22 protein-coding genes and 1 tRNA gene are annotated in these 25923 nt (G+C 72.5%); 4 read left to right on the top strand and 19 right to left on the bottom strand.

Translation table 11 applies throughout. From position 1 onward, the window contains the following. Window positions 1–75 precede the first annotated feature (75 nt). The 10 genes from AC0VXQ_RS03790 to AC0VXQ_RS03745 all read right to left on the bottom strand — a co-directional run bounded on the left by AC0VXQ_RS03790 (window position 76) and on the right by AC0VXQ_RS03745 (window position 11550). Window positions 76–149 (bottom strand) — tRNA-Pro (locus AC0VXQ_RS03790). A gap of 294 nt (window positions 150–443) precedes the next feature. Next, a complete protein-coding gene (der, locus tag AC0VXQ_RS03785; protein ID WP_475529175.1) occupies window positions 444–2003 on the bottom strand; it encodes a ribosome biogenesis GTPase Der in 1560 nt (519 codons plus the stop codon). Beyond that, entirely contained in the window at window positions 2000–2851 is an 852-nt protein-coding gene (cmk, locus tag AC0VXQ_RS03780; RefSeq protein ID WP_081046268.1) for a (d)CMP kinase, read from the bottom strand. The genes der and cmk overlap by 4 nt, the downstream gene beginning before the upstream one ends. A 61-nt stretch (window positions 2852–2912) precedes the next feature. Continuing rightward, on the bottom strand, window positions 2913–4055 hold the full coding sequence (locus AC0VXQ_RS03775; RefSeq protein WP_328798771.1) for a prephenate dehydrogenase: 1143 nt from the start codon (window positions 4053–4055) through the stop codon (window positions 2913–2915). Window positions 4056–4058: 3 nt separating this feature from the next. Next, window positions 4059–5234, bottom strand: coding sequence for a pseudouridine synthase (locus AC0VXQ_RS03770; protein WP_414602871.1), 1176 nt, complete (start codon window positions 5232–5234; stop codon window positions 4059–4061). Beyond that, complete coding sequence (scpB, locus tag AC0VXQ_RS03765; protein WP_055684691.1) at window positions 5231–6085, bottom strand: SMC-Scp complex subunit ScpB; 855 nt, start codon at window positions 6083–6085, stop codon at window positions 5231–5233. The genes AC0VXQ_RS03770 and scpB overlap by 4 nt, the downstream gene beginning before the upstream one ends. After that, on the bottom strand, window positions 6082–6942 hold the full coding sequence (locus tag AC0VXQ_RS03760) for a segregation and condensation protein A (protein ID WP_064725514.1): 861 nt from the start codon (window positions 6940–6942) through the stop codon (window positions 6082–6084). The genes scpB and AC0VXQ_RS03760 overlap by 4 nt, the downstream gene beginning before the upstream one ends. A gap of 83 nt (window positions 6943–7025) precedes the next feature. Further along, complete coding sequence (locus AC0VXQ_RS03755; protein WP_331279329.1) at window positions 7026–7892, bottom strand: ParA family protein; 867 nt, start codon at window positions 7890–7892, stop codon at window positions 7026–7028. A 162-nt stretch (window positions 7893–8054) separates the two neighbouring features. Beyond that, on the bottom strand, window positions 8055–9521 hold the full coding sequence (locus tag AC0VXQ_RS03750) for a cation:dicarboxylate symporter family transporter (RefSeq protein WP_058730976.1): 1467 nt from the start codon (window positions 9519–9521) through the stop codon (window positions 8055–8057). A gap of 109 nt (window positions 9522–9630) precedes the next feature. Beyond that, window positions 9631–11550: an AMP-binding protein gene (locus AC0VXQ_RS03745; protein ID WP_475529169.1), complete on the bottom strand. Its 1920-nt coding sequence runs from the start codon at window positions 11548–11550 to the stop codon at window positions 9631–9633. Window positions 11551–11728: 178 nt separating this feature from the next. Between AC0VXQ_RS03745 and AC0VXQ_RS03740 the strand changes: the two genes are divergently transcribed. The 4 genes from AC0VXQ_RS03740 to AC0VXQ_RS03725 are packed head-to-tail and all read left to right on the top strand — an operon-like array spanning window position 11729 to window position 16062. Beyond that, window positions 11729–12451 (top strand): GntR family transcriptional regulator, encoded by a 723-nt coding sequence (locus AC0VXQ_RS03740; protein WP_475529167.1) that lies wholly within the window; start codon window positions 11729–11731, stop codon window positions 12449–12451. Continuing rightward, window positions 12448–13968: an MmgE/PrpD family protein gene (locus AC0VXQ_RS03735; protein WP_475529165.1), complete on the top strand. Its 1521-nt coding sequence runs from the start codon at window positions 12448–12450 to the stop codon at window positions 13966–13968. Before AC0VXQ_RS03740 ends, AC0VXQ_RS03735 begins: the two co-directional genes overlap by 4 nt. Beyond that, a complete protein-coding gene (gene prpB, locus AC0VXQ_RS03730; RefSeq protein ID WP_055684697.1) occupies window positions 13968–14879 on the top strand; it encodes a methylisocitrate lyase in 912 nt (303 codons plus the stop codon). Before AC0VXQ_RS03735 ends, prpB begins: the two co-directional genes overlap by 1 nt. Before the next feature lie 43 nt (window positions 14880–14922). Next, window positions 14923–16062: a bifunctional 2-methylcitrate synthase/citrate synthase gene (locus tag AC0VXQ_RS03725; RefSeq protein ID WP_055684698.1), complete on the top strand. Its 1140-nt coding sequence runs from the start codon at window positions 14923–14925 to the stop codon at window positions 16060–16062. Between the two features lie 3 nt (window positions 16063–16065). On the opposite strand, the gene xerD is transcribed toward AC0VXQ_RS03725, so the two are convergent. The 9 genes from xerD to AC0VXQ_RS03680 form a co-directional block, all read right to left on the bottom strand. Continuing rightward, window positions 16066–17049 (bottom strand): site-specific tyrosine recombinase XerD, encoded by a 984-nt coding sequence (xerD, locus tag AC0VXQ_RS03720; protein ID WP_058730973.1) that lies wholly within the window; start codon window positions 17047–17049, stop codon window positions 16066–16068. After that, window positions 17046–17726: an NUDIX domain-containing protein gene (locus AC0VXQ_RS03715; RefSeq protein ID WP_081101654.1), complete on the bottom strand. Its 681-nt coding sequence runs from the start codon at window positions 17724–17726 to the stop codon at window positions 17046–17048. Before AC0VXQ_RS03715 ends, xerD begins: the two co-directional genes overlap by 4 nt. Beyond that, the gene (locus tag AC0VXQ_RS03710; protein WP_055684700.1) at window positions 17723–19414 is read right to left on the bottom strand and encodes a CTP synthase; all 1692 of its coding nucleotides are present in this window, start codon (window positions 19412–19414) and stop codon (window positions 17723–17725) included. The genes AC0VXQ_RS03715 and AC0VXQ_RS03710 overlap by 4 nt, the downstream gene beginning before the upstream one ends. A 30-nt stretch (window positions 19415–19444) precedes the next feature. Then, a complete protein-coding gene (gene recN / locus AC0VXQ_RS03705) occupies window positions 19445–21187 on the bottom strand; it encodes a DNA repair protein RecN (protein WP_475529161.1) in 1743 nt (580 codons plus the stop codon). Next, window positions 21184–22134: an NAD kinase gene (locus AC0VXQ_RS03700; protein ID WP_055684702.1), complete on the bottom strand. Its 951-nt coding sequence runs from the start codon at window positions 22132–22134 to the stop codon at window positions 21184–21186. Before AC0VXQ_RS03700 ends, recN begins: the two co-directional genes overlap by 4 nt. A 105-nt stretch (window positions 22135–22239) precedes the next feature. Beyond that, complete coding sequence (locus tag AC0VXQ_RS03695) at window positions 22240–23004, bottom strand: TlyA family RNA methyltransferase (RefSeq protein WP_100464727.1); 765 nt, start codon at window positions 23002–23004, stop codon at window positions 22240–22242. Further along, the gene (locus AC0VXQ_RS03690) at window positions 23001–23261 is read right to left on the bottom strand and encodes a hypothetical protein (RefSeq protein WP_475529159.1); all 261 of its coding nucleotides are present in this window, start codon (window positions 23259–23261) and stop codon (window positions 23001–23003) included. Before AC0VXQ_RS03690 ends, AC0VXQ_RS03695 begins: the two co-directional genes overlap by 4 nt. Then, window positions 23258–24247 (bottom strand): HAD-IIA family hydrolase, encoded by a 990-nt coding sequence (locus AC0VXQ_RS03685; protein WP_055684705.1) that lies wholly within the window; start codon window positions 24245–24247, stop codon window positions 23258–23260. Before AC0VXQ_RS03685 ends, AC0VXQ_RS03690 begins: the two co-directional genes overlap by 4 nt. Beyond that, on the bottom strand, window positions 24244–25377 hold the full coding sequence (locus AC0VXQ_RS03680) for a hypothetical protein (protein ID WP_196826045.1): 1134 nt from the start codon (window positions 25375–25377) through the stop codon (window positions 24244–24246). The genes AC0VXQ_RS03685 and AC0VXQ_RS03680 overlap by 4 nt, the downstream gene beginning before the upstream one ends. Window positions 25378–25923 lie beyond the last annotated feature (546 nt).

The following is a 25923-nucleotide window of genomic DNA, read 5'->3' as shown; positions in this document are numbered from 1 at the left end:
GCCCGGGAGCACCGTGGACGCGAAGAAAAGCCGGGGCCGACTCAGCATCTCCGCTGAGCCGACCCCGGCTGTTCGTCGGGTTGACAGGATTTGAACCTGCGACCCCTTGACCCCCAGTCAAGTGCGCTACCAAGCTGCGCCACAACCCGAATTCCCGAGGCTCGGGGAAGCCCCGAGCACCTGGTCCATAGTACACGCCGCGCCCGTCCAGCGCACATCGACGCCGGTGCACAGCACCCGGGCCCGAGACCACGACGCGGCACGGATCCGGCCCCGATCACCTCGCCGAGACGGCGCACCCGTTCCCACTCCCCATCGACCCGGCGCATCCGTTCCCGGAAATCCCGCTTTCGGGAACGGATGCGCCGCCTCGCGGGAGGAGTGGGAACGGATGCGCCGCCTCGCGGGAGGGGAAGGAACGAAAGCGCAGCCTCGCGTCCGCGCTACCGCTTCCCGCGTCCGGATCCGCCCGTCCCGCGGCCGCGGCGTTCGCGCACGCGCATCGAGATCTCGATCGGGGTGCCCTCGAAGTCGAAGGTCTCGCGCAGCCGCCGGGTGATGAACCGACGGTACCCGGGATCCAGGAACCCGGTGGTGAACAGCACGAACTTCGGGGGGCGGGAGGAGACCTGCGTGCCGAACAGGATCCGCGACTGCTTGCCCCCGCGCACCGGGTGCGGGTGGGCTGCGGCCAGCTCCCCGAGGAAGGCGTTCAGCCGCCCGGTCGGGATCCGGGAGTCCCAGGCCTCCAGGGACTTCAGCATCGCCGGGACCAGCTTGTCCTTGTGCCACCCGGTCTTCGCGGAGATGTTGACCCGCGGCGCCCAGGCCACGTGGGCCAGGTCCCGGTCGATCTCCCGTTCCAGGTCGTAGCGGCGCTCCTCGTCCAGGGTGTCCCACTTGTTGAAGGCCAGCACCATGGCCCGGCCGGAGTCGATGGTCAGCTGCAGGATGCGCACGTCCTGCTCGGACAGCGGCTCGGAGACGTCCAGCAGCACCACGGCCAGCTCGGAGCGCTCCAGGGCGGTCTGGGTGCGCAGCGAGGCGTAGAACTCCGCTCCCTTGGCCATGTGCTGCCGACGCCGTATGCCCGCGGTGTCCACGAAGCGGAAGGCGTGCCCGCCCAGCTCCACGAGCTCATCCACCGGATCCCGGGTGGTTCCGGCCAGCTCGTTGACCACGGCCCGCTCCTCCCCGGCCAGCTTGTTCAGCAGGGAGGACTTACCGACGTTGGGCCGTCCCACCAGGGCGACGCGGCGCGGGCCGGCGTAGGCCTCGGGTTCGGCGTACTGGGAGTGCTCCGGCATGACCTTCAGCAGCTCGTCCAGCAGGTCCGCGATCCCGCGTCCGTGCACCCCGGAGACGGGGTGCGGCTCGCCCATGCCCAGACCCCACAGCGCGGCGGCCTCGGGCTCCTGGTGGGAGTCGTCGATCTTGTTGGCGGCGAGCAGCAGCGGCTTGTCCACCCGGCGCAGCATCTGCACGATCGCCTCGTCCATCGCGGTGATGCCCACCAGGGCGTCCACCACGAGGATCACGACGTCGGCGTGGGCCACGGCCAGCTCCGCCTGGGCCGCGACCTGCGCGTTGATGCCCTTGGCATCGGATTCCCACCCGCCGGTGTCCACCAGGGTGAAGGCCTTGTCGTTCCATTCGGCCTGGTAGAACACCCGGTCGCGGGTCACGCCTGGCTGGTCCATGACCACGGCCTCGCGCCGACCCAGGATGCGGTTGATGATCGTGGACTTGCCGACGTTGGGGCGCCCGACGACGGCGACCACCGGGTCCGGCTCCTCGGACTCCTCCGGCCCGGTCTCGAAGCCCCACTCCACCAGGAGCCGGCGGTCCTCGTCCTCCAGGTCGTAGTCGTCCAGCCCGGCGCGCAGGGCCTCGGCCCGCTGCTCCGCCTCGGCCTCGTCGAGGTTCTCCAGGTACTCGGCGAGGTCCTCGCCCTCGGTGGAGCCGAGGTACTTCTGCTCGTATTCGTCGCCGACGGGGCTCATGCTCCGCTCTCCTGCTCGTCGTCCTCGGTCCCGGAGTCCCCGGAGCCTTCCTGCTGCTTCTGCTCGTGGTTGCGGGCCGCGGTCTCGTCGATCACGCGGATCACCTCGGCCACGGTCTGCTCGAAGTCCAGGTCCGTGGAGTCCACGAGATCCACGCCCTCGGCGGCCTCGGTGAAGTTGTTGACCCGCGAATCCGCGGCGTCGCGCCGGGAGACGTCGGCCTCCAGCTGCTCCGAGGTGCGGTCCCCTCCCAGCTGCTCCCCGCGCCGGGCCTTGCGGACCTCCTCGGAGGCGGTCAGCAGGATCCGCACGGTGGCGTCCGGGGCGACGACGGTGGTGATGTCCCGCCCCTCGGCCACGATGCGCTTGCCGTTGGAGACGATCTCCAGGCGCTGCTGGGCGATCAGGGCCTTACGGGCCTCGGGGTTGCTGGCCACCGCGGAGACCGCGGCGGTGACCCGCTCGGAGCGGATGGCCTCGCGGATGTCCACGCCGTTGCACATGACGGTCTCCACGATCGGGTCGGTGCCCAGCTCAAGGGGCAGGGACTTCGCGGCCTCGGCCACGGCCTCGGCGTCCTGCGGGTCCGTGCCGGTCTCCAGGACCCACCAGGTCAGGGCGCGGTACATGGCCCCGGTGTCCAGGTAGGCCAGCTTCAGCCGGGTGGCCACCTCACGGGCCACCGAGGACTTCCCGGAGCCGGAGGGTCCGTCGATGGCGATGACGAGCTCCGACTTCCAGGCTTCGGCGTTGTCCGCGTCCCGGAACTGGGATGCGGCCGGCTCCGCCGGAGCGGAGGCCTTCACAAGCGCCTCCTCGCGGGCGCCGTCCGTGGTGTCTGCGGGCATGGTTCCTCCATCGTCGTCGATTGGTTCATCCGGGGGCGGTGCGCGGTGTCGGCGCGAGCGCTCAGCGGGCGATCCGCCACCCGCGGGTGGTCAGGTCCTGCACCAGCCGCTCGTGCACCGTCGGATTCACGGCTACCTCGACCATACCCACCGGCTGGCCGGGCGAGTGCTCCATCCGCACATCCTCGACGTTCACGCCGAGCTCCCCGATCTCGGTGAGCAGGCGGGCGATCTGCCCCGGGGTGTCGTCCACGAGCACGGTGAGCTCGCTGAAGGCCTTCGGGGAGCCGCCGTGCTTGCCGGGGATGCGGGCCACCCCGGCGTTGCCCTCGCTCATCAGCTGGGCGATGTCCAGGCGGGCGCCGTCGGCGGTCGGGTCCTCGAGGGTGCCGATGAGCCGGTCCAGGTCCGCGCGCACCCCGTACAGGGTGCGCACCACCGGGGCGGCGTTGGCCGCGAGGATCTGCACCCACATGCCCGGCGCGGAGGCGGCGATCCGGGTGGTGTCGCGCAGCCCCTGCCCGGCCAGGCCCAGCGCCTCCAGGGGGGTGTCGCGCAGCCGGGAGGCCAGCAGCGATGACATCACCTGCGGCACGTGGGAGATCAGGGCGACGGTCTCGTCGTGCTCGGCCGGATCCAGGAAGGTCACGATGCCGCCGAGGTCCTGGCCCAGCCCGCGGGCCAGGCGCACCCCCTCGGGGGCGACCTCCTCGTGTTCGCAGACCACCCAGGGGCGGGAGGTGAACAGCTCCGCGCGCGCGGCCACCGGCCCGGAGCGCTCCCGCCCGGCCATCGGGTGGGTGCCGATGTAGCGGCGGGCGTCTTCCCCGGAGGCCAGGACCTCGGCGAGGATGGGGGCCTTCACGGAGGCGATGTCCAGCACGACGGCGCGCGGGAAGTCCCGCAGCGCCTGCACGGCCATGGCCCCGGCGACGTCGGGCGGGGTGGCCACGACCACCAGCTGCGGGTCGGCCTCGGCGCGTGCGCCCTCCTCCCCGAGCTCCCGGACCAGCCCGGCCCAGGAGGAGCCGGCCCCGAGGTCCGCGGCCACGGCCTCGGTGGTCGGGGAGATGTCCCGGACCCACACGGGCACGCCCTGCAGGCTCAGCCCGAGGCCGACGGAGGCCCCGAGCAGCCCGGCCCCGATGATCAGGACCGGGCCGGACACGGTGGCGCCGACGGCGCTGCGGGCACGGGCGGGCACGGGCTACAGCTCCACGGCGGCCAGCAGCTGGCCGATCTCGACCTTGGACAGGTTGCGCACGGTGCCCTGCTTCTGGGAGCCGATGCGCACCGGCCCCATCTCGGTGCGCACGAGCTTCTCCACCGGGTGTCCGACGGCGTCGAACAGGCGGCGCACGATGCGGTTGCGCCCGGAGTGGATGGTGACCTCCACGAGCAGGTGCCCGGGGGTGGAGTCCACGAGCCGGAACTCGTCGACCCTGGCCACCCCGTCCTCCAGGCGGATGCCCTTCTTCATCTCCGCGCCGACCCCGTGCTCCATGGGCCCGCGCACCTGCACCAGGTACTTCTTGGGCACCTCGTAGGAGGGGTGCATCAGCCGGTTGGCCAGCTCGCCGTCGTTGGTCAGCAGCAGCAGCCCCTCGGTGGCCACGTCCAGGCGCCCCACGTGGAAGATCCGCTCGCGCTTGTTGGGGTCCAGGTAGTCGGTGATGCAGGGCCGGCCCTCCGGGTCCTCCATGGTCGCCAGCACGCCCTCGGGCTTGTTGAAGGCGTAGTAGACCTTGGACTCGTCGGTCTGGATGGTGATCCCGTCCACCTGCACGGTGGCCTTGGCCGGGTCCACGCGCACGCCGAGCTCCGTGACGGGCTGGCCGTCGACGACGACGCGCCCCTCCTCGATCATCTGCTCGCAGACCCGGCGGGAGGCGACCCCGGCCTGGGCCATGAGCTTCTGCAGGCGCACCCCATTGGGGTCGTGCACGTCCAGCCGGTCCACGGGGGCGGCCCGGGGGCGGCGGGGCCGGTGCGGGCCGCGGTAGTGCTGCTCGGCCCGGCGCTCCCCGCGCTCCTGGGCGAAGATCTTGCCGGACTGGCCCTTGCGGGGCCGGAACTTCTTCGAGTCGGACTTATTCGCTCCGGACTTCACGGCCGGCGCGTCCCGGCGCCCGCCGGGCCGGGGCCCGCCGACCCTCTTCTCCCCCGGCTTGGCCCCCGGGCGGGAGGAGGCGGGGCGGCCCGGGCGGGGCTTGCCGCTCGGTCGCCCGGAGCCTCCGGGCTTGGGTCCGCGGTAGGGGCCGGGCTTGGCGGAGCCTGCGCCCCCTGTGCTGCCGCTGGCGTTGTTCTGACGTCCCGTCGATCTGCTGGCCATGGTGTCCTTCATCTTCTCGTGCTGGGTCCCGCGGCGTGCGGGTCCCCTCATCGGTGGTCTTCCTGCCCCGGTGGCGCCGGTGCGCGGCGGCGCGGTGCGGGCGCCCGGTCCTCGTACTCGGCCACGTCCTCCGCCCCGGGCAGGTGGGGGGCAATGGGCGGCAGGTCCGCGAGGGATTCCAGGCCGATCTTCTCCAGGAACAGCGGGGTCGTCTCGAAGAGGGTCGCCCCGGATTCCCCGGGTTCCTGGGCTTCGACGACGAGGCCGCGGGTGCGCAGGGTCCGCACGACGCCGTCCACGTTCACGCCGCGGATCGAGGAGACCCGGGCGCGGGAGATCGGCTGGCGGTAGGCGATCACCGCGAGGGTCTCCAGGGCGGCCTGGGAGAGCTTCGCGGTCTGCCCCTCCTGCACGAAGCGGCGCACCCAGGGGGCGAAGTCCGTGCGGGAGTACAGCCGCCACCCGCCGGCGACCCGACGCAGCTCCACGCCGCGCGGCTCGCGGACCCGGGACCCGGCGGTCTCCGGCGCACGCGCCTGAACGGCGGACTCTTCAGCATACCGCGCCGAGTCCGCGCCGTCGCGGTCGCCTGCCTCACGCTCGGCGGCATCAGACGCCGCGGTACCGAGGCCGACGGCGTCGGGGTCGGTGGTGCTGTTCTCGGCGGTGCTGTGCTCGAGGGTGCCGCCATCGTCCGGGACGGGGTGCCCGTCGTAGTCCCGGGCCAGCTGCTCCAGGGCCGCGGCCACCTCGGCGGCCGGCACCTGAAGCGCCTCGGCCAGCTCGAGCTCGTCCACCGGGGCCGCGGCGACGATCAGGATGGCCTCCACGGCCGCCCGGACCCCGCCGGGACGCAGCCGCACCGCGGACTCCTCCTCGCGCCCGGTCTGCTCCTCGTTCATGGTCTGGCCTCCTCGGCTGTGCCGGCTTCGGCCCCCGCACCGGCTGGGCTCTGGGCGACGGCGGCAGCCCCTTGGTAGTCGTCCGCGGCCAGTCGGACCGCGCTCCAGGTGGGGTCCTCCCCCACCCAGCGCACCATCAGCTCCCCCAGCGGGGTCTCCTGGGCGAAGGCGACGACCCGGTCCCGGTGCATCTCCAGCAGGGCCAGGAACCGCACGACGACCACCAGCAGGTCCTCGGCGTCGGAGACCAGGCGCGCGAAACTCAGCGCGGCCCCGGGCCGCAGCCGGGCGGCCAGGTGCTCGGCCTCCTCCCGCACGGTGACCCGTGCGCCGTGCAGGTGATCGGTGCCGACCTCCTGCGGGTCCTCCTGCCGCGGGGTCAGGGCCCGCTCGGCCAGCCGGGCCAGGTCCTGCGGGCTCGCGGTGAACACCAGCTCGGGCAGGGCCGAGGCCAGCTCCGGTTCCAGGGGCACGGTGCGGGCGAAGCGGCTGCGCTCGGCGTCGAAGCGCTCGGCAAGGATTCCGGAGACGTCCTTGAAGGCCTTGTACTGCAGGAGCCGGGCGAACAGGAGATCCCGGGCCTCCAGCATCGCGATGTCCTCCTCGTCCTCCACCTGCCCGGCCGGCAGCAGCCGGGCGGCCTTCAGGTCCAGGAGGGTCGCGGCGACGACGAGGAACTCGCTGGCCTCGTCCAGAGCCCGCTCCAGGCCGGTGTCGCGCAGGGCCCGCACGTAGGCGATGAACTCGTCGGTGACCTCGGCCAACGCGACCTCGGTGATGTCCAGGCGCCGCTGCCCGATGAGGTTGAGCAGCAACTCGAAGGGCCCGGCGAAGTTCTCCAGGGTCACGGAGAACACGCCCGCGGCCTCGTCGGCCTCGGGCGGGTCCGCCGCCGCGGCGGCGAGATCCCCGGGCGCACCCGGGGCGGGGGCCGCCTGGATCAGCGGGAGCCTCCGCGCTCGATGAGCTCCTTGGCCAGCTCCCGGTAGGCGATCGCCCCGGTGTGGGTGGGGGCGTAGGTCAGGATCGGCTCCGCGGAGACGGTGGCGTCCGGGAACTTCACGGTGCGCTTGATGACGGTGTCGAAGACCTTGTCACCGAAGGCGTCCACGATGCGGGCCAGCACCTCCTTGGAGTGCAGGGTGCGGGAGTCGAACATCGTCGCCAGGACCCCGTCGATGCGCAGGTCCGGGTTCAGCCGGTCCTGGACCTTCTCGATGGAGTCCACCAGCAGGGCCACGGCCCGCAGCGCGAAGAACTCGCAGATCAGGGGGATGATGACCCCGTCCGCGGCGGTCAGGGCGTTGACAGTGAGCAGCCCCAGGGAGGGCTGGCAGTCGATGAGCACGACGTCGTAGTCGTCCTTGACCTTCTTCAGCGCGGAGGACAGCACCTGCTCGCGAGCGACCTCGTTGACCAGCTGCACCTCCGCGGCGGAGAGGTCGATGTTGGCCGGCAGCAGGTCCATGTTCGGGAACTCGGTGGCCCGGATGGCCTCGCGCACGTCCGTCTTGCGATCCATCATCACGGTGTACACGGTGGTGTCCAGCTCGTGCGGGTTCACGCCGAAGCCGGCGGACAGGGCGCCCTGGGGATCGAAGTCCACCATGAGCACCCTGCGTCCGAGCTCCGCGAGCGCGGCGCCGAGGTTGATGGTCGAGGTGGTCTTGCCGACCCCGCCCTTCTGGTTGACCATCGCGATCACCCGGGCGGGGCCGTGCTCGGTCAGCTCGGGGGGATCGGGGAAGGTGCGCAGGGGGCGCCCGGTGGGCCCGAGGTTGGCGTCGGGGGTAGTAGATGCAGTCACAAGCGGCTTTCCGTCGTCGGGGACAGTTCTGGCTCGGGATTAAACCCTACCGCCCCGCCGGGGAGGGCGGGGCGGGTTCGGGGCAGCGGCGCTGGACGGGCGGGCCCGACCGGGACGGCGTCGCACCCGGTGGGGCGGACGGGGCGCCGTTCCGGGCTCGGGTCAGGAGTCCAGGTCCTGGATCGTCGTGGAGCCGGCCTGCCGGGGACCCTCGACGGTGGGCATCTGCTTGGTCGGGGACTTCAGCACGACGGCCTGGTCCACGTTCCTGTCCCCCTGGACCTCCTCGTAGTGCGGGTTCTCCGCGAGGTCGGCCTCGTTGAAGGGCAGCTCGCCGTCGAGCACGCGCCGTGCCCGGTCCAGATCCACCATGCGGTTCCACCTGCCCATCAGCAGGGTGGCCACGGCGTTGCCGGTGAAGTTGGTCAGGGCGCGGGCCTCGGACATGAACTTGTCGATGCCCACGATCAGGGAGACCCCGTCCACCAGCTCGGGTCGGTGGGACTGCAGGCCGCCGGCCAGGGTGGCCAGGCCCGCGCCGGTGACCCCGGCCGCGCCCTTGGAGGCGATGATCATGAAGATCAGCAGGGAGACCTGCTCGCCGATGTTCAGCGGCTTGCCCATGGCGTCGGCGACGAAGATCGAGGCCATGGTCAGGTATATCGCGGTGCCGTCGAGGTTGAAGGAGTACCCGGTGGGCACGACGATGCCGACGACGGACTTGTCCACCCCGGTGTGCTCCATCTTGGCGATCAGCCGCGGCAGGGCTGCCTCGGAGGATGAGGTGGAGAAGATCAGCAGGTACTCCCGCCCGAGGTACTTCAGCAGCTTGAGGATGTTCAGCCCGGTGGCCAGCTTCAGCAGCCCGCCGAGGATCACGAGAATGAACAGGGCGCAGGTGATGTAGAAGGCCAGCATCAGCAGGGCCATCTGCCCGACGGCCTTGATCCCGGTGGCCCCGACGACCCCGGCCATGGCCCCGAAGGCACCCAGCGGAGCGACCCACATGATCATCATGAGGATGCGGAAGACGACGGCCTGCAGATAGGTGATGAACTTCAGGATGGGTTTGCCCGCCTCGCCCATGCGCTGCAGGGCGAAGCCCACCAGCAGCGCCACGAACAGGGCCTGGAGGATGTTCCCGGAGACGAGGGCGTTGAGCAGGGAGCTGGGAATGATGTTGAGCAGGAAGTCCACGGTGTGGTTGCCGGTGTTGGCCCAGCCGGTGGATTCGGCAGCGGCGACCTCGTAGTGGCCCGAGTGGTAGTGCAGGTCGTCCCCGGGGTGGATGAGGTTGCCCACGACCAGGCCGATGACCAGGGCGAAGGTGGACATCAGCACGAAGTAGATCAGCGCCATCCCGCCGACCCGACCCACCGTCGCGGCCTTGGCCACCGAGCCGACGCCGATGACGATGGTGCAGAAGATCACCGGAGCGATGAGCATCTTGATCAGCGCGACGAAGCCGGTGCCGATGGGCGCGAGCGCCTTCCCGGTGCCGGGGGCGATCAATCCGAGGGCCGCGCCGAGCACGACCCCGGCGATCACGGACAGGTACAGCAGGTGGGTTCCCGAGCGGTACCACGGGGTGGCGGACGCCGAGCGGGCGGCGTCGGAGGTCTGGGCCATGAACGGCTCCTCGCAGGTGGATGAGATGGTGTGCCAGGCGATCCTATACCGTCATGATGCATATCGCGTCCTCCGCATCACACGCGGGATCCTTCAGGGTCGCAGGGCGTCAGGAGCCGTGCAGCACGGGCACCAGGTCCTCCAGCACGGCCGGATCCTCGATGGTGGAGGGCACGCGGCAGTCCTCGCCGTCGGCGATCTGGCGCATCGTCTTGCGGAGGATCTTGCCGGAGCGGGTCTTGGGCAGCGCGGAGACCACCCGCACGTGCTTGAAGTCGGCGACCGCCCCGATGCGCTGGCGCATCATCGCCACCAGCTCCTCGCCCAGCCGCCGCTCCTCGATCTCGGCGTCCCGACGCAGCACCACGTAGCCGGAGGGCCGCTGCCCCTTGAGCTCATCGGCCACCCCGATCACCGCGGCCTCGGCCACCGCGGGGTGCGCGGCCAGGACCTGCTCCATCGCCCCGGTGGACAGCCTGTGCCCGGAGACGTTGATGACGTCGTCCGTGCGTCCCATGACGTAGACGTAGCCGTCCGCGTCGAGGTAGCCGGAGTCCCCCGTGGCGTAGCAGCCCTCGAAGGCGGACAGGTAGGAGGAGACGAAGCGCTGGTCATCGCCCCACAGGGTCGGCAGGCACCCCGGCGGCAGGGGCAGGCGCAGCACCAGGTTGCCCTCGGTCCCGGCGGGCACGGGCTCGCCGAGCGGTCCCAGGACCTCCACCCGGTACCCGGGCACGGGCACCGTCGGGGAGCCGGATTTCACCGACAGGGGCTCCAGCCCGCGCGGATTCGCGGCGATGGGCCAGCCCGTCTCGGTCTGCCACCAGTTGTCGATCACCGGCACGCCCAAGACCTCCTCGGCCCAGCCGAGGGTTTCCGGGTCCAGTCGCTCCCCCGCCACGAACAGGGTCTGCAGGTCGGACAGGTCGCAATCCCGGATCAGCTCGCCGTCGGGGTCGGCCCGGCGGATCGCGCGCAGCGCGGTGGGTGCGGTGAACAGGGCCCGCGCGTGGGCCTGGGCCGCGACCCGCCAGAACGCGCCGGCGTCGGGGGTGCCCACCGGCTTGCCCTCGTAGAGCACGGTGGTCGCCCCGGTCAGCAGGGGCGCGTAGACGATGTAGCTGTGCCCGACGACCCACCCGACGTCGGAGGCGGTGAACATCGTCTGGCCCGGTCCGACGTCGTAGATCGCCTCCATCGACCAGCGCAGGGCCACCGCGTGGGAGCCGGCGTCGCGCACGACGCCCTTGGGGGCGCCGGTGGTCCCGGAGGTGTAGAGGATGTACAGCGGGTCGGTGGCTCGGACGGTGGTGCATCCGGCGGGCTCGGCGGCGGCCGCGGCCTCCTCCCAGTCCCGCCAGGCGCAGGCGGGCTGCCCGTCGGTCCCGGCCCGGGCCGCGACCTCGGCCAGCGTGGTCGCGAAGCCCTCGCGGTGGCGCACGAAGACCGCGCCCGGCGGGTGCTCGGCCAGGCGCAGCGCCTCCTCCACGGCCGGCAGGTACTCGATGCGCCGCGTGGGCTCGATCCCGCCGGTGGCGGTGACGACGGCGACCGGGCGGCAGTCGTCGATCCTGCTGGCCAGCTCCGCCGGAGCGAAGCCGCCGAAGACGACGGAGTGCACGGCACCCAGCCGGGCGCAGGCGAGCATGGCCACGGGGGCGGCGGGGATCATCGGCAGGTAGATCAGCACCCGGTCCCCCGTGCCCACCCCGGCCGCGGCCAGCGCCCCGGCGAAGGCCGCGACCTCCTCTTGGAGGCGGGCGTAGGTGATCTCGGTGCGGGTGCCGGTGACCGGGGAGTCGTGCAGGATCGCCACCTGGTCCCCGCGCCCGTCGCGCACGTGCCGGTCCACCGCGTTGAAGCAGGTGTTCAGCGTCGCATCGGGGAACCAGCGGTACAGCGGGGCGGCGGAGTCGTCCAGGGCCCGGGTGGGGGCCTGCTCCCAGTCGATCAGCTGCGCCGCGCGCAGCCAGAAGCCCTCGGGATCCTCGAGGCTCTCGGCGTAGGTCCGGCGGTAGGTGGGGGTCATGGCGCAGGGTCTCCTTCCGTGCTGTGCAGACCAACATAGTGTTCTGCGCCATAGCTGACAAGGGCAGTGAATACACAACATCCGTTCGAAGCGACGGGAACTGCCGTTGTTGCCCCATCCGGAGAAGTTCTGTATACATGGAGTCATCCACATCACAGCGACGGCGAGGAGGGGACGGGTGCGAGCATCGGACCGGGTCTACGGGATCCTGCGCGAGGAGATCATCGGGTGGCACCGGCCTCCCGGGACGATCCTCGGCGAGGTCGAGCTGGCCGATCAGCTCGGCGTCTCCCGCACCCCCGTGCGCGAGGCCGTCTCCCGGCTGCTCGGGGACGGACTGGCCGCACCCCGCCCGGGCCGCGGCGTCGTCGTCGCCGAGGTCTCCGCGGACGGCGTGCGCGAGATGTTCGAGCTGCGCGAGGCCCTGGATACCCAGACCGCGGCCCTGGCGGCCCGGCGGGCGGATCCGCGGGTCTTCGACCGGCTGGCCGAGCGCCTGGAGCGGATGGGGGCCGCGCTGGCCGGGGACGACGCCGATCGCAGCGCCTACTACGCCCTGGTGGCCTCGCTGGACGAGGCCCTGGACGAGGCCGCGGACAGCGCCTGGCTGCGCCACGCCCAGGAGCAGCTGCGAGCGCACCTGCAGCGGGTGCGCCGGCTGTCCCGGAAGGACGAGGCGCGCCTGCGCGCGGCGGCCGCCGAGCACGCCCAGATCGCCCGCGCCGTGGCCTCCGGGAATCCCGAGCTGGCCCGCGCCGCGACCCTGGTGCACCTGGATCGGGCGCTGAGCGCCATCCTGCGGGCCGTGCGCCGCCTCGAGCACCAGCAATCCGCACCGACCCCGGTGGACGTCCGCCCTCTGGGCCCCGCCGCCCCGAAGATCGAAAGGACTGACCCGTGACCGTCACCCACACCGTGCGCGTGCACCGCAGCGAGGAGAACCTGCCCCGCGAGCAGCAGCTCGCCCACAAGATCGCGAAGGTCGCGACCGACCCGGTCGAGGTCACCCCCGAGGTCCAGGAGATGGTCATCAACCGGATCCTGGACAACGCCGCGGTGGCCATCGCCTCGCTGAACCGCGGCCCCATCGTCTCCGCGCGCGACCAGGCCCTGACCCATGCCCCCGGCCCCGGCGGGTCCGGTGCGGCCCTGATCGGCGTCGACGCCGCCACCTGCCGGGTCTCCCCCGAGTGGGCCGCCTGGGCCAACGGGGTCGCGGTGCGGGAGCTGGACTACCACGACACCTTCCTGTCCGCCGAGTACTCCCACCCCGGGGACAACATCCCGCCGATCCTCGCGGTGGCCCAGCATGCCGGGCGCTCGGGCCGGGACCTGATCCGCGGCATCGCCACCGGCTACGAGATCCAGGTGGACCTGGTCAAGGCCATCTCCCTGCACCGGCACAAGATCGACCACGTCGCCCACCTGGGGCCCTCGGCGGCCGCAGGGATCGGAACCCTGCTCGACCTCGACGCCGAGACGATCTTCCAGGCGATCGGCCAGGCCCTGCACACCACCACCGCGACCCGCCAGTCCCGCAAGGGGGAGATCTCCACCTGGAAGGCCCACGCCCCGGCCTTCGCCGGGAAGATGGCGGTCGAGGCCGTGGACCGGGCGATGCGCGGGCAGACCTCCCCCGTGCCGATCTACGAGGGCGAGGACGGGGTGATCGCCTGGCTGCTGGACGGCCCCGACGCCTCCTACGAGGTCCCCCTGCCGGCCCCCGGGGAACCCAAGCTCGGCATCCTGGAGACCTACACCAAGGAGCACTCCGCCGAGTACCAGGCCCAGGCCTGGATCGACCTGGCCCGCAGGCTGCACCGCGAGCACCCCGAGCTCACAGACCCGCAGAACGTCGAGTCGATCGTGCTGCACACCTCCCACCACACCCACGACGTGATCGGCTCCGGGGCCAAGGATCCGCAGAAGTACGACCCGCAGGCCTCCCGCGAGACCCTCGACCACTCGATCCCCTACATCTTCACCGTCGCCCTGCAGGACGGGCAGTGGGAGCACAACCGCTCCTACGCCCCCGAGCGCGCGGCCCGCCCGGACACCGTGGCGCTGTGGCACAAGGTCACCACCGAGGAAGACCCGGAGTGGACCCGCCGCTACCACTCCACCGACCCGCAGGAGAAGGCCTTCGGCGGGCGGGCCGAGATCCGGCTGGCCGACGGCTCGCGGCTCGTCGAGGAGATCGCGGTGGCCGACGCCCACCCGCTGGGCGCCCGGCCCTTCGCCCGCGAGCAGTACCTGACCAAGCTGCGCGCCCTCGCCGAGGGCTCCGTGGCCGAGACCGAGCTCGAGCGGTTCATCCAGGCCGCCGAGGAGCTGCCGAACCTCGCGGTCGGCGAACTCGATGCACTGAACATCACCGCGGACATCCCGCTGGAGACCGGAGCGAAGGGACTGTTCTGATGCTGTACCCCCAGACCACCGCCGCCCGGAAGCGGATCGCGCTGCGCGAGATGCTCGCTTCCGGGACGGTCCGCCAGTTCCCGGGGGCCTACACCCCGATCTCGGCCAAGCTGATCCAGGAGAAGGGCTACGACGGCGTCTACATCTCCGGGGCCGTGCTGGCCAATGAGCTGGGCTTCCCCGATATCGGGCTGACCACCCTCTCGGAGGTCGCCACCCGGGCCGGGCAGATCGCCCGGATGACGGATCTGCCGGCCATCGTCGACGCCGACACCGGCTTCGGCGAGCCGATGAACGTCGCCCGCACCGTCCAGGAGCTCGAAGACGCCGGACTGGCCGGGTGCCACATCGAGGACCAGGTCAACCCCAAGCGCTGCGGGCACCTGGAGAACAAGAACGTCGTCGACGAGCAGACCGCCCTGCAGCGCATCGCGGCCGCAGCGCAGGCCCGTCGCGATGAGAACTTCCTGATCATGGCGCGCACCGACCTGCGCGGGGTGGAGGGGCTGGAGGCCGCGATCGCTCGGATGCGCCGGCTCGTCGAGGCCGGGGCGGATGCCATCTTCCCCGAGGCGATGACCTCGCTCGAGGAGTTCGAGATGGTGCGCGCCGCCGTCGACGTCCCGATCCTGGCCAACATGACGGAGTTCGGCCGCTCCCAGCTCTACACGAAGGATGAGCTCGCCGCGGCCGGAGTGAACCTGATCATCTACCCGGTGACCCTGCTGCGCGCCTCCCTGGGGGCGATGGAGCGGGTCCTTGAGACCATCGCCGCAGAGGGCACCCAGGAGGCCGCGGTGGATCAGATGCTCACCCGCCAGCGCCTCTACGAGCTCGTGGACTACGCCGGCTACGGCCGGTTCGACTCCGGGATCTTCGACTTCGAGGTCCCCGACCGCTTCCGGGGCTGAGCCCCCGGTCGACCTCGCCCATCATCACGAAGGAGTGATCCCCATGTCCGAAGAGATCCGCAAGGGCCTGGCCGGGGTCGTCGCCGACACGACGGCGATCTCCAAGGTCAACCCCGAGACCAACTCCCTGCTCTACCGCGGCTACCCGGTGCAGGAGCTGGCCGCGCGCTGCTCCTTCGAGGAGGTGGCCCTGCTGCTGTGGAACGGCGAGCTGCCCACCGAGCGGGAGCTTTCCGAGTTCCGGGAGTTCGACGCCGCCCACCGGGCGATGGACAGCTCCCTCAAGACCGTCATCGACGCGCTGCCGACCGCCTGCCACCCGATGGACGTGTGCCGCACCGCCGTCTCCGTGCTCGGGGCCCAGGATCCGGCCGCCGAGGACGACTCCCCCGCGGCGAACCTGCTCAAGGCGAAGAAGCTGTTCTCGGCCCTGCCCGCGGTGGTGGCCTACGATCAGCGGCGCCGTCGGGGCCAGGAGCTGATCCAGCCCCGGGAGGACCTGGACTGGTGCGAGAACTTCCTGCACATGACCTTCGGGGAGGTCCCGGCCCCCGAGGTGAAGCGAGCCTTCAGCGTCTCGATGGTCCTGTACGCCGAGCACTCCTTCAACTGCTCGACCTTCACCGCCCGCACCATCGCCTCCTCCCTGTCGGACCTGTATTCGGCGGTGACCGGGGCGATCGGCGCGCTGAAAGGTCCGCTGCACGGCGGGGCCAATGAGGCCGTGATGCACACCTTCGACGAGATCGGCATCCGGGAGGATGAGTCCGAGGCCGACGCCGAGCGGCGCGCGAAGGAGTGGATGGACGCGGCCCTGGGGCAGAAGAGGAAGGTCATGGGCTTCGGGCACCGGGTGTACAAGAACGGCGACTCCCGCGTCCCGACCATGCAGGCGGCGCTGTTCGACATGATCGAACACGTCGACCGCGGCGAGATGATGGGGCTGTACAAGGGTCTGGCGAAGTCCATGGACGAGGCCAAGGGCATCCAGCCGAACCTGGACTACCCGGCCGGGCCGACCTATCACCTGATGGGCTTCGACACCCCGACCTTCACGCCGCTGTTCGTGGCCGCCCGGGTCACGGGGTGGACCGCGCACATCATGGAGCAGCTGGCCCACAACTCGCTGATCCGCCCGCTGTCCGCCTACGACGGGCCAGGTGAGCGGCATCTGCCCGAGTGAGTCTCACACCGCCCGCGGATGGGCCGAGAGGAAGACCTCCCGCAGCGTGTCCGCGGTGACCTTGGTGTAGATCTGCGTGGTGGTCAGGGAGGCGTGGCCCAGCAGCTCCTGGACCACGCGGATGTCCGCCCCGCCTTCCAGGAGGTGGGTCGCGAAGGAGTGGCGCAGGGAGTGCGGGGAGACCTCCTGGGTGATCTGCGCCCGCTCGGCGGCCTTCTTCAGCACCAGCCACGCCCCCTGGCGGGTCAGGCGCCCCCCCCGGGCGTTGAGGAACAGCGCCGGGGTGCCGCGGCCGTGGGCGGCCAGCAGGGGCCGGGATCGCACGAGGTAGGCGGAGACGGCCTCGCGCGCGTAGGAGCCGACCGGCACGATCCGCTCCCGGCCGCCCTTGCCGAACAGGCGCACCACGCCCGTGGCGTGCTCCTGACCGGGCGGCGTCGGGGCGGAGAGGTCATCCCGGTCGACCCCGACGGCCTCGGAGATGCGCGCGCCGGTGGAGTACAGGAACTCCAGTAAGGCCGCATCGCGCAGCCCGGCGGGGGTCTGCCGATCCGGGGCCTCCAGGATCCGGGCCACGGTCTGCACCGGCAGGGCCTTGGGCAGGCGCTGTCCCGGGCGCGGCGGGGCCACGGCCTCCGCGGGGTCCGCGGGGGTGATCCCCTCCAGGGTCCAGAACCGGTGCATCCCGCGCACCGCGACGACGGCGCGGGCCGCGCTGCGCGCGGACAGCCCCCGCCCGCCCTCGGCGCGCGGGCGGGACAGGTGGCGCAGAAACTCCTGCACGTCCTCGGTGACGACCTCGCCGGGGGCGCGCACGCCGCGCCGGTCGGCGAGGAAGGCCAGGTAGCGCCCGAGGTCCCGGCGGTAGGAGGCGAGGGTGTTCGCGGCCAGGCCGCGCTCGATCTCCAGGTGCTGCAGGTACCGCCGCAGGCCGTCGTTCAGCTCCGGGGCCGGGGCGACGGCCGGCGCGGCGTGTGGGCGGCTCACGCCGCGTCGTCCTCCCGGAACCCCGGGTGCGCCGGCCACGCGGCCTCGGCCGGACGCAGATCCGCGAAGTCCCGGCGCAGCCCCGCCCACACGGCGAGGATCGCGTTGACCGCGGACGGGGAGTGCAGACGCGAGCCCAGCACGGCCGTCGCGGCCTCCTCGATGGGCACCCAGCGGGTGATGATCTGCGCTTCCTCCTCCTCGCGGGTGAAGCGCTCGGCCTCGGGCACCGGGTCGATGCCGCGGGCCAGGAAGATCCGGGTGGCCTCGTTCGAGGCGCCGGGGGTGTTCTGGAACTCCAGCAGGGTGTCCCAGCGGGCGGCGGTCAGATCCGCCTCCTCGCGCAGCTCCCGGCGCGCGGCGTCCACGGGGGCCTCCCCCGCGACGTCCAGCAGCCCCGCCGGGATCTCCCACATCCGCATGCCGGCGGGGTGGCGGTACTGGCTGATCAGCAGGATCTCCTGCTCCTCGTTCAGCGCGGCGATCGCCACGGCCCCCGGGTGGCGCAGGAACTCGCGGCGGATCATCGCGCCGTCCGGCTCCAGCCGGAAGCCCTCCTCCACGACGTCGAAGACCTTCCCGGAGAAGATCTCCCGCTGCTCTTCGGGCTCGATCGGGCAGATCCGGTCCGCCAGCGGCTCCCGCGCCTGCCCGCCCCGGCGCTCCGACGTCGTCATCGGGCCAGCGCCGCGGCGATCAGCCCGCGGAACAGGGGGTGGGAGCGGGTGGGCCGGGACAGCAGCTCCGGGTGGGCCTGCGTGGAGACGTAGTAGGGGTGCACCTCGGCGGGCAGCTCCACGAACTCCACCAGTGAGCCGTCCGGGGAGGTCCCGGAGATCACCAGGCCGGCCTCCTCCAGCTGCTCGCGGTAGGCGTTGTTGACCTCGTAGCGGTGCCGGTGGCGCTCCTTGACCTCGGTGGCCCCGTACGCGCCGGCCACCACGGAGCCCTCGGTGAGCTTGGCGTCGTACAGGCCCAGGCGCATCGTGCCGCCCAGGTCCCCCGCGCCGTCCACGAACTGCTTCTGCTCCTCCATCGTGGCGATGATCGGGGTGGAGGTCTCCGGGTCGAACTCGGTGGAGGAGGCCTCCGGCAGGCCGACAACGCTGCGGGCGTACTCCATGACCATGCACTGCAGGCCCAGGCACAGCCCCAGGGTCGGGATGCGGTGCTCCCGGGCGTAGCGCAGGGCGCCGAGCTTGCCCTCCAGGCCGCGGATCCCGAAGCCGCCGGGCACGCAGATCGCGTCCACGTCCGCCAGCTGCCGGGCCGCACCCTCGGGATCCTGGCACAGGTCCGAGGCGATCCACTTGATGCTCACCTTGGCGTCGTTGGCGAAGCCGCCGGCGCGCAGCGCCTCGGAGACGGACAGGTAGGCGTCCGGCAGGTCGATGTACTTGCCGACCAGCCCCACCGTGACCTCGTGCGAGGGCTGGTGCACGGTGCGCAGCAGCTTGTCCCACTCGGTGAAGTCCGCGGGCTGGTAGTCCAGGCCCAGGTAGTCCAGGATGTAGGCGTCCAGGCCCTGCCGGTACAGGGTCTTGGGGATGTCGTAGATGCTCGGGGCATCCGGGCAGGCGATGACGGCCTCGGTGTCCACATCGCATGCGCTGCCGACCTTGGCCTTGAGGCTCTCGGAGACCTCCTTGGCCGAGCGCAGCACCAGGGCGTCCGGGATGATCCCGAGCCCGCGCAGGGCCGCCACGGAGTGCTGAGTGGGCTTGGTCTTCATCTCCCCGGAGGGCCCGATGTAGGGGATCAGGGAGACGTGCAGGAAGAACACGTGGCGCCGCCCGACGTCGCGGCGCACCTGGCGAGCGGCCTCCAGGAAGGGCTGGGATTCGATGTCCCCGACGGTGCCGCCGATCTCGGTGATGATGATGTCCGGGGCGTCGGGCTCGCCGGTGGCCCGGCGGCGCATGCGCGCCTTGATCTCATCGGTGATGTGCGGGATGACCTGCACGGTGTCCCCCAGGTACTCCCCGCGCCGCTCCTTGGCGATCACGGTGGAGTAGACCTGGCCGGTGGTCACGTTGGCCGAGGCGTCGAGGTTCTCGTCCAGGAAGCGCTCGTAGTGGCCGATGTCCAGGTCCGTCTCGGCGCCGTCGTCGGTGACGAAGACCTCGCCGTGCTGGAAGGGGTTCATGGTGCCGGGATCCACGTTGAGGTAGGGATCCAGCTTCTGCATGGTCACGGACAGCCCGCGCGAGCGCAGCAGGCGCCCGAGGCTGGAGGCGGTCAGCCCCTTGCCGAGGGAGGAGGCCACACCCCCCGTGACGAAGATCTGCCGGGTGATCTTCCGGTCCGTGCTGTGCTGTGCCGACGCTGTCTTGGATTCATTCACCACGGGTCTCGAGCCTATCATGCGGGGTCAGGGGTGAAGGTGGCGCAGATCTCATGCGCCGGGGTGCTCGGCGGCGGGCTGCGGGGCCGCCTGGCCGGCGTCGGCCAGCAGCTCCGCGGCGTGCTGGCGGGCCGCGGCGGAGTCCTCGTGCCCGGCCAGCATCCGCGCCAGCTCGACGACGCGCTCGCCCGGATCCAGCACCCGCACCTCGGAGACCGTGGCGTCCTCGGACTTCAGGACCAGCACATGCCGGTCCGCGTGGGCGGCGACCTGCGGCAGGTGGGTGACCACCAGGACCTGCACGCGCCGGGCCAGCATCGCCAGGCGCCGGCCGATCTCCACGGCGGCCTTCCCGCCCACCCCGGCGTCGACCTCGTCGAAGATGAAGGTCGGCACCGGGTCCACCTCGGCCAGCACCACCTCCAGGGCGAGCATCACCCGGGACAGCTCGCCGCCGGAGGCGCCCTTGCCCAGCGGGCGCGGGACGGCGTCGCGGTGCGGGGCGAGCATGAGGCTCACCGCGTCCTTGCCCTCGGGCCCGAACTTCTCGGTCTCCTCCACCTGAACGACCAGACGGGCGTTGGGCATCGCCAGGGCGGAGAGTTCCTCGGAGACGACGGCGCTGAGCCGGCGGCCCGACTCCTCGCGCAGTGCCCGCAGCCGGTCGGCCTCCTCCTGCAGGCGACCGCGCAGTCCGCGCAGCTGCTCCTCCAGGGCTTCGGCCCGCGAGGGGTCGTCCTCCAGGGCCTGCAGGCGGTTGCGGCTGGCCGCGGCCCAGTCCAGCACCTCGGTGATGTCCGCGCCGTACTTGCGGGTCAGCTTCTTCAGGGCCGCCCGGCGGGATTCCACCTGCGCCAGGCGCCCGGGGCCCTCGGTCTCCAGATCGGAGAGGTAGCCGGAGAGCTCCTCCCCGATGTCCGCGGCCTGGATCATCAGCTCCCGGACCCGCCCGGCCAGCCCGGCCAGGGCCTCGTCCTCCTCGGCCTCCTGCAGCAGGGCGCGGTGGGCGTGATCCAGCAGGACCGAGACCGTGCTCGCCTCCAGGTCCGCACCACCGACCAGCGCGGACTGGGCCGTGCGCGCGGCGGTGCGCAGCTGCTCGACGTTGGTCAGCCGCGCGGATTCCGCGTCCAGGAACTCCTCCTCCCCCACCTGCGGGCGCACGTCGTCGATCTCCTTCAGCGCCGCGGCCAGGGACTGGGCCTCGAAGGCCCGGGCCCGGGAGTTCTCCCGGACCTCGCGCAGCTCCTGGGCGGCCTCCCGGTACTCGGCGTAGTGCGCGCGGTACCGGTCCAGCAGGTCCGCGAGCTCCTCCCCGGCGTAGGCGTCCACGGCCCGACGCTGGGCCGCGGCGGACTTCAGCCGCAGCTGATCGGTCTGCCCGTGCACGGCCACGAGGGTCTGCCCCAGGGCGGCCAGGGTCCCGATGGGCGCGGCCGCCCCGCCGACGGTGGCCCGGGAGCGCCCCGAGGCGCTGACCGTGCGGGAGAGGATCAGCTCCTGGGGCAGCTCGGTGCCGTCCTCGACCCGCACGGCCTCGCCGCCGGCCTCCTCGGCCATCTCCACGGCCGGGTGGCCCTCGGGCAGGCGCACCACGGCCTGGGCCAGGGCGGAGCGGGCCCCGGCGCGCACCGCGCCGGCATCGGAGCGGGCGCCGAGCAGCATGCCCAGGGCGGTGACGACCATGGTCTTGCCGGCTCCGGTCTCCCCGGTGAGCACGGTCAGCCCGGGGCCCAAGGGCAGGGTGGCCCCGGTGATGACCCCGAGGTCACGGATGTTGATCTCCTCGATCATGCGCTGCGGTTCTCCTTCCCAGGCTCGGGGGCGGGGGCGGGCTCGCCCTCCACGACGGGGCCGCGCCACCCGCGGGTGGGCAGCTGGAACTTCTTCACCAGCCGCTCCGAGAACGGGGCGGGGTGGATGCGGGCCAGGCGCACCGGCTTGCCGGAGCGGCGCACCTCGATGCGCGCGCCGGGCGGCAGGTCCGCGCTGCGGCGCCCGTCGCACCACAGCACGCCGTAGTGCCCGTTGGTCGGCAGCAGCTCCACGGCCATGGTCGAGGCGGGCGCGGCCACCAGGGGCCGGGAGAACAGGGCGTGGGCGCTCAACGGCACCAGCAGCATCGCCGCGACCTCGGGCCACACCACCGGCCCGCCCCCGGAGAAGGCGTAGGCCGTGGACCCGGTGGGGGTGGCCATCACGACGCCGTCGCAGCCGAAGCTGCTCAGCGGGCGCCCGTCCACCTCGATGACCACCTCGACCATCTTCTCCCGGTTGCCCTTCTCCACCGAGGCCTCGTTCAGGGCCCAGTCGTGGTGCAGCACCCGCCGTTCGCTCCACACCTGCACGTCGATGGCCATCCGCTCCTCGACCGTGTAGGTGCGGTTGACGATGTGGTCCACGGTCTCATCCAGGTCCGTGCGCTCGGATTCGGCCAGGAAGCCCACGTGGCCCAAGTTCACCCCGATCAGCGGGATGTCGGTGTGGCGCATCATCTCCGCCGCGCGCAGGATGGACCCGTCCCCGCCCAGCACCACCCCGAGCTCGACGTCGTTCAGGGCCACGGACTCGTGGATGACCTCGATCCCGGGGCAGTGCGGGGCGCCGAAGATCGTCTCGAGGTCCCCGCGACCCATGACGGGCGTCAGCCCGGCCGCCAGCAGCCGGTCGCAGGCTTGGGTCGCGGCCGCCGTGGCTTCGGGTCGCCCCGTGTGGGCGAACAGGAGGATCTTGCGGGTCATGGGACCTTGCTCCTTCGGGGAGGATCGCGGGCGGCGTCGGGCGGGCCCGGGCGGGTTCGGGGTGCGTCGGGCGGGGTCGGGGTACGCGGCGCACCGGATCCCAGCCTAGGCGAGGGGACTGACAGATCCGAGGTCTCCCGTCGGGCGGTGCAGGTGCAGGAAGTGCTCGCGGTTGCCGTCCTGGCCGGGCAGGGCGGAATCCGCCGCGGCCCGGATCTGCAGGCCGAGGTCGGCGGCGGCCTCGAGGACGGCGCGGATGCCGGCCTGCCGGGTCGCCTCGTCGCGGACCACGCCATGCTTGTCCAGCCCGGAGCGGCCGACCTCGAACTGCGGCTTGACCATGAGCACCAGCTCCCCGCCGGGGGCGGTCGCGGCGCGCAGCGCGGGCAGGACGAGGGTCAGGGAGATGAAGGAGAGATCCCCCACGGTCAGCTGCACGGGCCCGCCGATCGCCTCCGGGTCCAGGTGGCGCACGTTCAGCCCCTCGTGCACCTGCACCCGGGGATCGGCGCGCAGGCTGGGGTGCAGCTGGTCGTGGCCGACGTCGACCGCGACCACCCGGGCGGCCCCGCGGTGCAGCAGCACCTGGGTGAACCCGCCGGTGGAGGCCCCGGCGTCCAGGCAGCGCCGCCCGGCCACGACGACGTCGGGGAAGGCCCGCAGCGCGCCGTCGAGCTTGTGTCCGGCCCGCGAGACCCAGTCCGCCCCCGGGCCCGGCAGGATGCGCACGGGCACCTCCGCGGCGACGTCGAGGGCGGGCTTGCGAACCTCCCGGTGGTGGACCAGGACCCGCCCCTCCCGGATCAGCCGGGCGGCCGCGGTGCGCGAGGGGGCCAGACCCGCGTGCACCAGATGCCGGTCCAGCCTCATCCGCGCGTCTCCGGGTCGGCGCGGGCCTCTCCCGGTGCCGCCGGCGCGGGGCTGGGCTCGGCGTCCAGGCGGGTCCGCAGGGCCCGATGCAGCTGGTCGTACAGGGCGGCGTGCTCGGCCACCGGGACGGCGTCGAAGCGCTGCAGCAGGGCCTCCAGCTCCTCGGCGGAGCCGTGTTCGGCCAGCCGCCGCGCCGCCTCCTGCACCACCCGCGACGCCTCCTCGGCCCGCGGGTCCCCCGTCAGCTCCGGACTCACCGCCATCGCAGCTCGGGCTCCGTCGGCTCCTCGGCCCGGGGATGCACGGCCCACCAGGCGGCGCAGGCGACCCGCCAGCGCAGGACCTCCGGGCCATCCCCGCGCACGGTGACGCCGGCGGCGTCGGCCTGGGCGGTGATCCCGTGCAGCTCGGCGCGGGCCTCACCGCCGTCCGCGTTCACCCGCGGGGCGGCGTAGTCCTCGAACAGCTCGCCCAGGTCGGCCAGCAGGTGGTCCGGTCGCTGGTCCGCCGGGGCGCGCAGCACGTCCTCCCAGGTCTGCACCCCGGTCATGACGGCGGCGCTGGGCAGGTCCGCCCGGTGCGCCCCGAGGATGTCCGTGTCCAGTCGGTCCCCGACCACCAGCGGCCGACGCACGTCCAGCCGCTCGACGATGGTGTGGAAGATCGCCGCGCCGGGTTTGCCCGCCACGAGGGGCTCCCGCCGGGTGGCGGTGGCCACGGCCCGCACGAGGGTGCCGTTGCCGGGGGCGATGCCCCGCTCCTTGGGGATGGTCAGATCCGTGTTGGAGGCGATCCACAGCACCTGCTCGTCGGCCAGGGTGTAGGCCGCCTCGGCCAGGTCCTGCCAGCGCAGCGTCGGCTCGAAGCCCTGCAGCACGGCCCGGGGCTCCTCCCCCGGCGCGACGACGCGCAGTCCGGCGTCCCGGGCGCAGTCGGCCAGAGCCTCGGCCCCGCAGATCTGCACGGGCGCGCCCGCGCCGAGCCGGTCGGCCGCCAGCCGGGCGGCGGCCTGCGCGGAGCTGACCACGTGCTCGGCGTCGGTGTGCAGACCCAGGACGTTCAGGTGCTCGGCCACGGTGCCCACGGAGCGCGAGGCGTTGTTGGTCACGTACGCCACCGCGACACCTTCCCGCTGGGCGCGGTTCAGCGCGGGCACGGCCCCCGGGATGGGGTCGGGGCCTGCGTAGACCACCCCGTCCAGGTCGGAGAGGATCGCGTCGAAGGATGCGAGCAGGTGGCTCATGCGCGCCCGGCGTCCCCCGCGTTGTCCCGGGCGATGTCCTCCTCGACCTCCCGCAGCTCCGGCGGCATCCCGCCGGTCGTGGCGGCGTCGTCATCGGCGACGTCCTCGGTGACCACGTCGCCTTCGATCTCGGTCTCGTCGGTGGCCTCGGGGTCCCCGGGATCCTCATCCTCCAGGTCGGTCTTCTCCACGACGTCGCCCAGCTCGGTGCGCAGCTCCTCCTCGCCGGTGCGCTCCACGTCCGGTTCGACGTCCTCGAGCGCGCCGCCGAAGCCGGTGCGGTCCTCGGCGACGGCCGCGAGGCGCTCGTCATCGCCGGTCTCGGCCTCGGCGCGGCGGCGCTGGGCGGCGGCCTCCTCCATCTCCTCGGGGGTGGGCTCCTGTTCGGCCATCTCGATTCCCTGCTCGTCCTCGGGCTGCTCATCCGGCAGCACGTCGATGTCGTAGATCTCCGGTTCCGCGAACTGTCCCTGCCCCAGGGCGGCTTCGGCGACGGCGACCAACCGGGACCACCGGGCGGCCTCCGCCTCCCGGCCCAGCGCCTCGAGCACGTCCGCGTAGGCGGAGTACAGGCGCGGGCTGTAGGAGAAGGCGCGGCGGGGGTTCAGCTCGGGGATCTCCAGGGCGCGCCGGGCGGCCTCGAGGTCTCCCGCGTCCTGGTGGATCCCGGAGACCACCATGGCCAGCTCGGCCTTCTGCTCGGCGCTCAGACCCTCCAGGGCCTCCTCGTCCCGGGCCTCCTCCAGGGCCTTCGCGGTGCGGCCCAGGGCCCGCTGCGCGTCGACGATCAGCGGCAGGTGCTCGTGGGATCCGGTCATGCGCCGGTGGGTGCGCAGCTCGCGCAGGGCGGTCTCCCAGTCCTCCGCGGCATAGGCGGCGACGCCGGCGGCCTCGCGCACCGCGGCAACCCGTCCGGCCCGGGCGACGGCGGCCTGGGCGTGCTCGAGGGCGAAGTCCGGGTCCACGTCCAGGTACAGGCTGGTCATCACCAGGTGCCGGGAGACCACCTCCGCGTTGTCCGGCTCGAGCACCCGCAGCTCCCGCTGCACGGACTTGTCCAGCTCCTTGCCGGTGACCTCCTCGTCGATCTCCGGGGCGGGTCCGCGCGAGGGCCGGTAGCCGCTGCGCACATCCTCCCGACGCTGCTCCCGACGCCGGTCGAACTGGCCCCGCGGGTTGCGCTCGGCGTCCTCGCCCCGCCGGTCCTGCCAGGACTGCGGGCGGGATCCCCCGCGGAACTCGCCGCCGAGCCGGGACGCAGGCCCGCGGCGATCCCGGTCCTGACGGGGACGGTCCTGACGATCGCGATCCTGACGCGGACCGTCATCGCGACGACGGTCCTGGCCGAAGCGCTCATCCCGGCGATCCTGCCGGGGGCGATCCCCCCGGTCCTCGAACCGACCGGACCCGCGGCGACGATCAAAGGAGCCACGGCCTGCACCGGCGGAGCCGCGACGACCGTCGGAGCGGCTCTCGTCGCGGCCCCAGCGCGGGGAACCGGAGCGGCCCCGCCCTCGATCGGAGGCACCGCTGGGGCGATCGCGCCTCCGGTCCCCCGACCGATGCCCTTCGTGCGGACGGTCTTCAGCCACGCTGTGCTCCTTCTGCTCACGTTCTCTCGACGCGGTCCGGCCACCGGGACCACGGGGGATCCCACGGCTCAGGCCGACCGCGTC

This window comes from Rothia sp. QJM3NY_36 (genome assembly GCF_056173115.1).
The sequence above is the reverse complement of the archived record's forward strand: the minus strand, read 5'-3'. Positions and strand labels throughout refer to the sequence as shown.

Bases quoted from the DNA above. Each gene is read 5' to 3' on its own strand.
- cmk (WP_081046268.1), bottom strand. From the start codon at position 2,851: ATGCCCGCAGACACCACGGACGGCGCCCGCGAGGAGGCGCTTGTGAAG.
- AC0VXQ_RS03710 (WP_055684700.1), bottom strand. From the start codon at position 19,414: ATGATAGGCTCGAGACCCGTGGTGAATGAATCCAAGACAGCGTCGGCA.
- AC0VXQ_RS03695 (WP_100464727.1), bottom strand. From the start codon at position 23,004: ATGAGGCTGGACCGGCATCTGGTGCACGCGGGTCTGGCCCCCTCGCGC.
- AC0VXQ_RS03750 (WP_058730976.1), bottom strand. From the start codon at position 9,521: ATGGCCCAGACCTCCGACGCCGCCCGCTCGGCGTCCGCCACCCCGTGG.
- AC0VXQ_RS03745 (WP_475529169.1), bottom strand. From the start codon at position 11,550: ATGACCCCCACCTACCGCCGGACCTACGCCGAGAGCCTCGAGGATCCC.
- AC0VXQ_RS03700 (WP_055684702.1), bottom strand. From the start codon at position 22,134: ATGACCCGCAAGATCCTCCTGTTCGCCCACACGGGGCGACCCGAAGCC.
- AC0VXQ_RS03715 (WP_081101654.1), bottom strand. From the start codon at position 17,726: ATGACGACGTCGGAGCGCCGGGGCGGGCAGGCGCGGGAGCCGCTGGCG.
- recN (WP_475529161.1), bottom strand. From the start codon at position 21,187: ATGATCGAGGAGATCAACATCCGTGACCTCGGGGTCATCACCGGGGCC.
- AC0VXQ_RS03685 (WP_055684705.1), bottom strand. From the start codon at position 24,247: ATGAGCCACCTGCTCGCATCCTTCGACGCGATCCTCTCCGACCTGGAC.
- prpB (WP_055684697.1), top strand. From the start codon at position 13,968: ATGCTGTACCCCCAGACCACCGCCGCCCGGAAGCGGATCGCGCTGCGC.
- der (WP_475529175.1), bottom strand. From the start codon at position 2,003: ATGAGCCCCGTCGGCGACGAATACGAGCAGAAGTACCTCGGCTCCACC.
- scpB (WP_055684691.1), bottom strand. From the start codon at position 6,085: ATGAACGAGGAGCAGACCGGGCGCGAGGAGGAGTCCGCGGTGCGGCTG.
- AC0VXQ_RS03725 (WP_055684698.1), top strand. From the start codon at position 14,923: ATGTCCGAAGAGATCCGCAAGGGCCTGGCCGGGGTCGTCGCCGACACG.
- AC0VXQ_RS03770 (WP_414602871.1), bottom strand. From the start codon at position 5,234: ATGAGGGGACCCGCACGCCGCGGGACCCAGCACGAGAAGATGAAGGAC.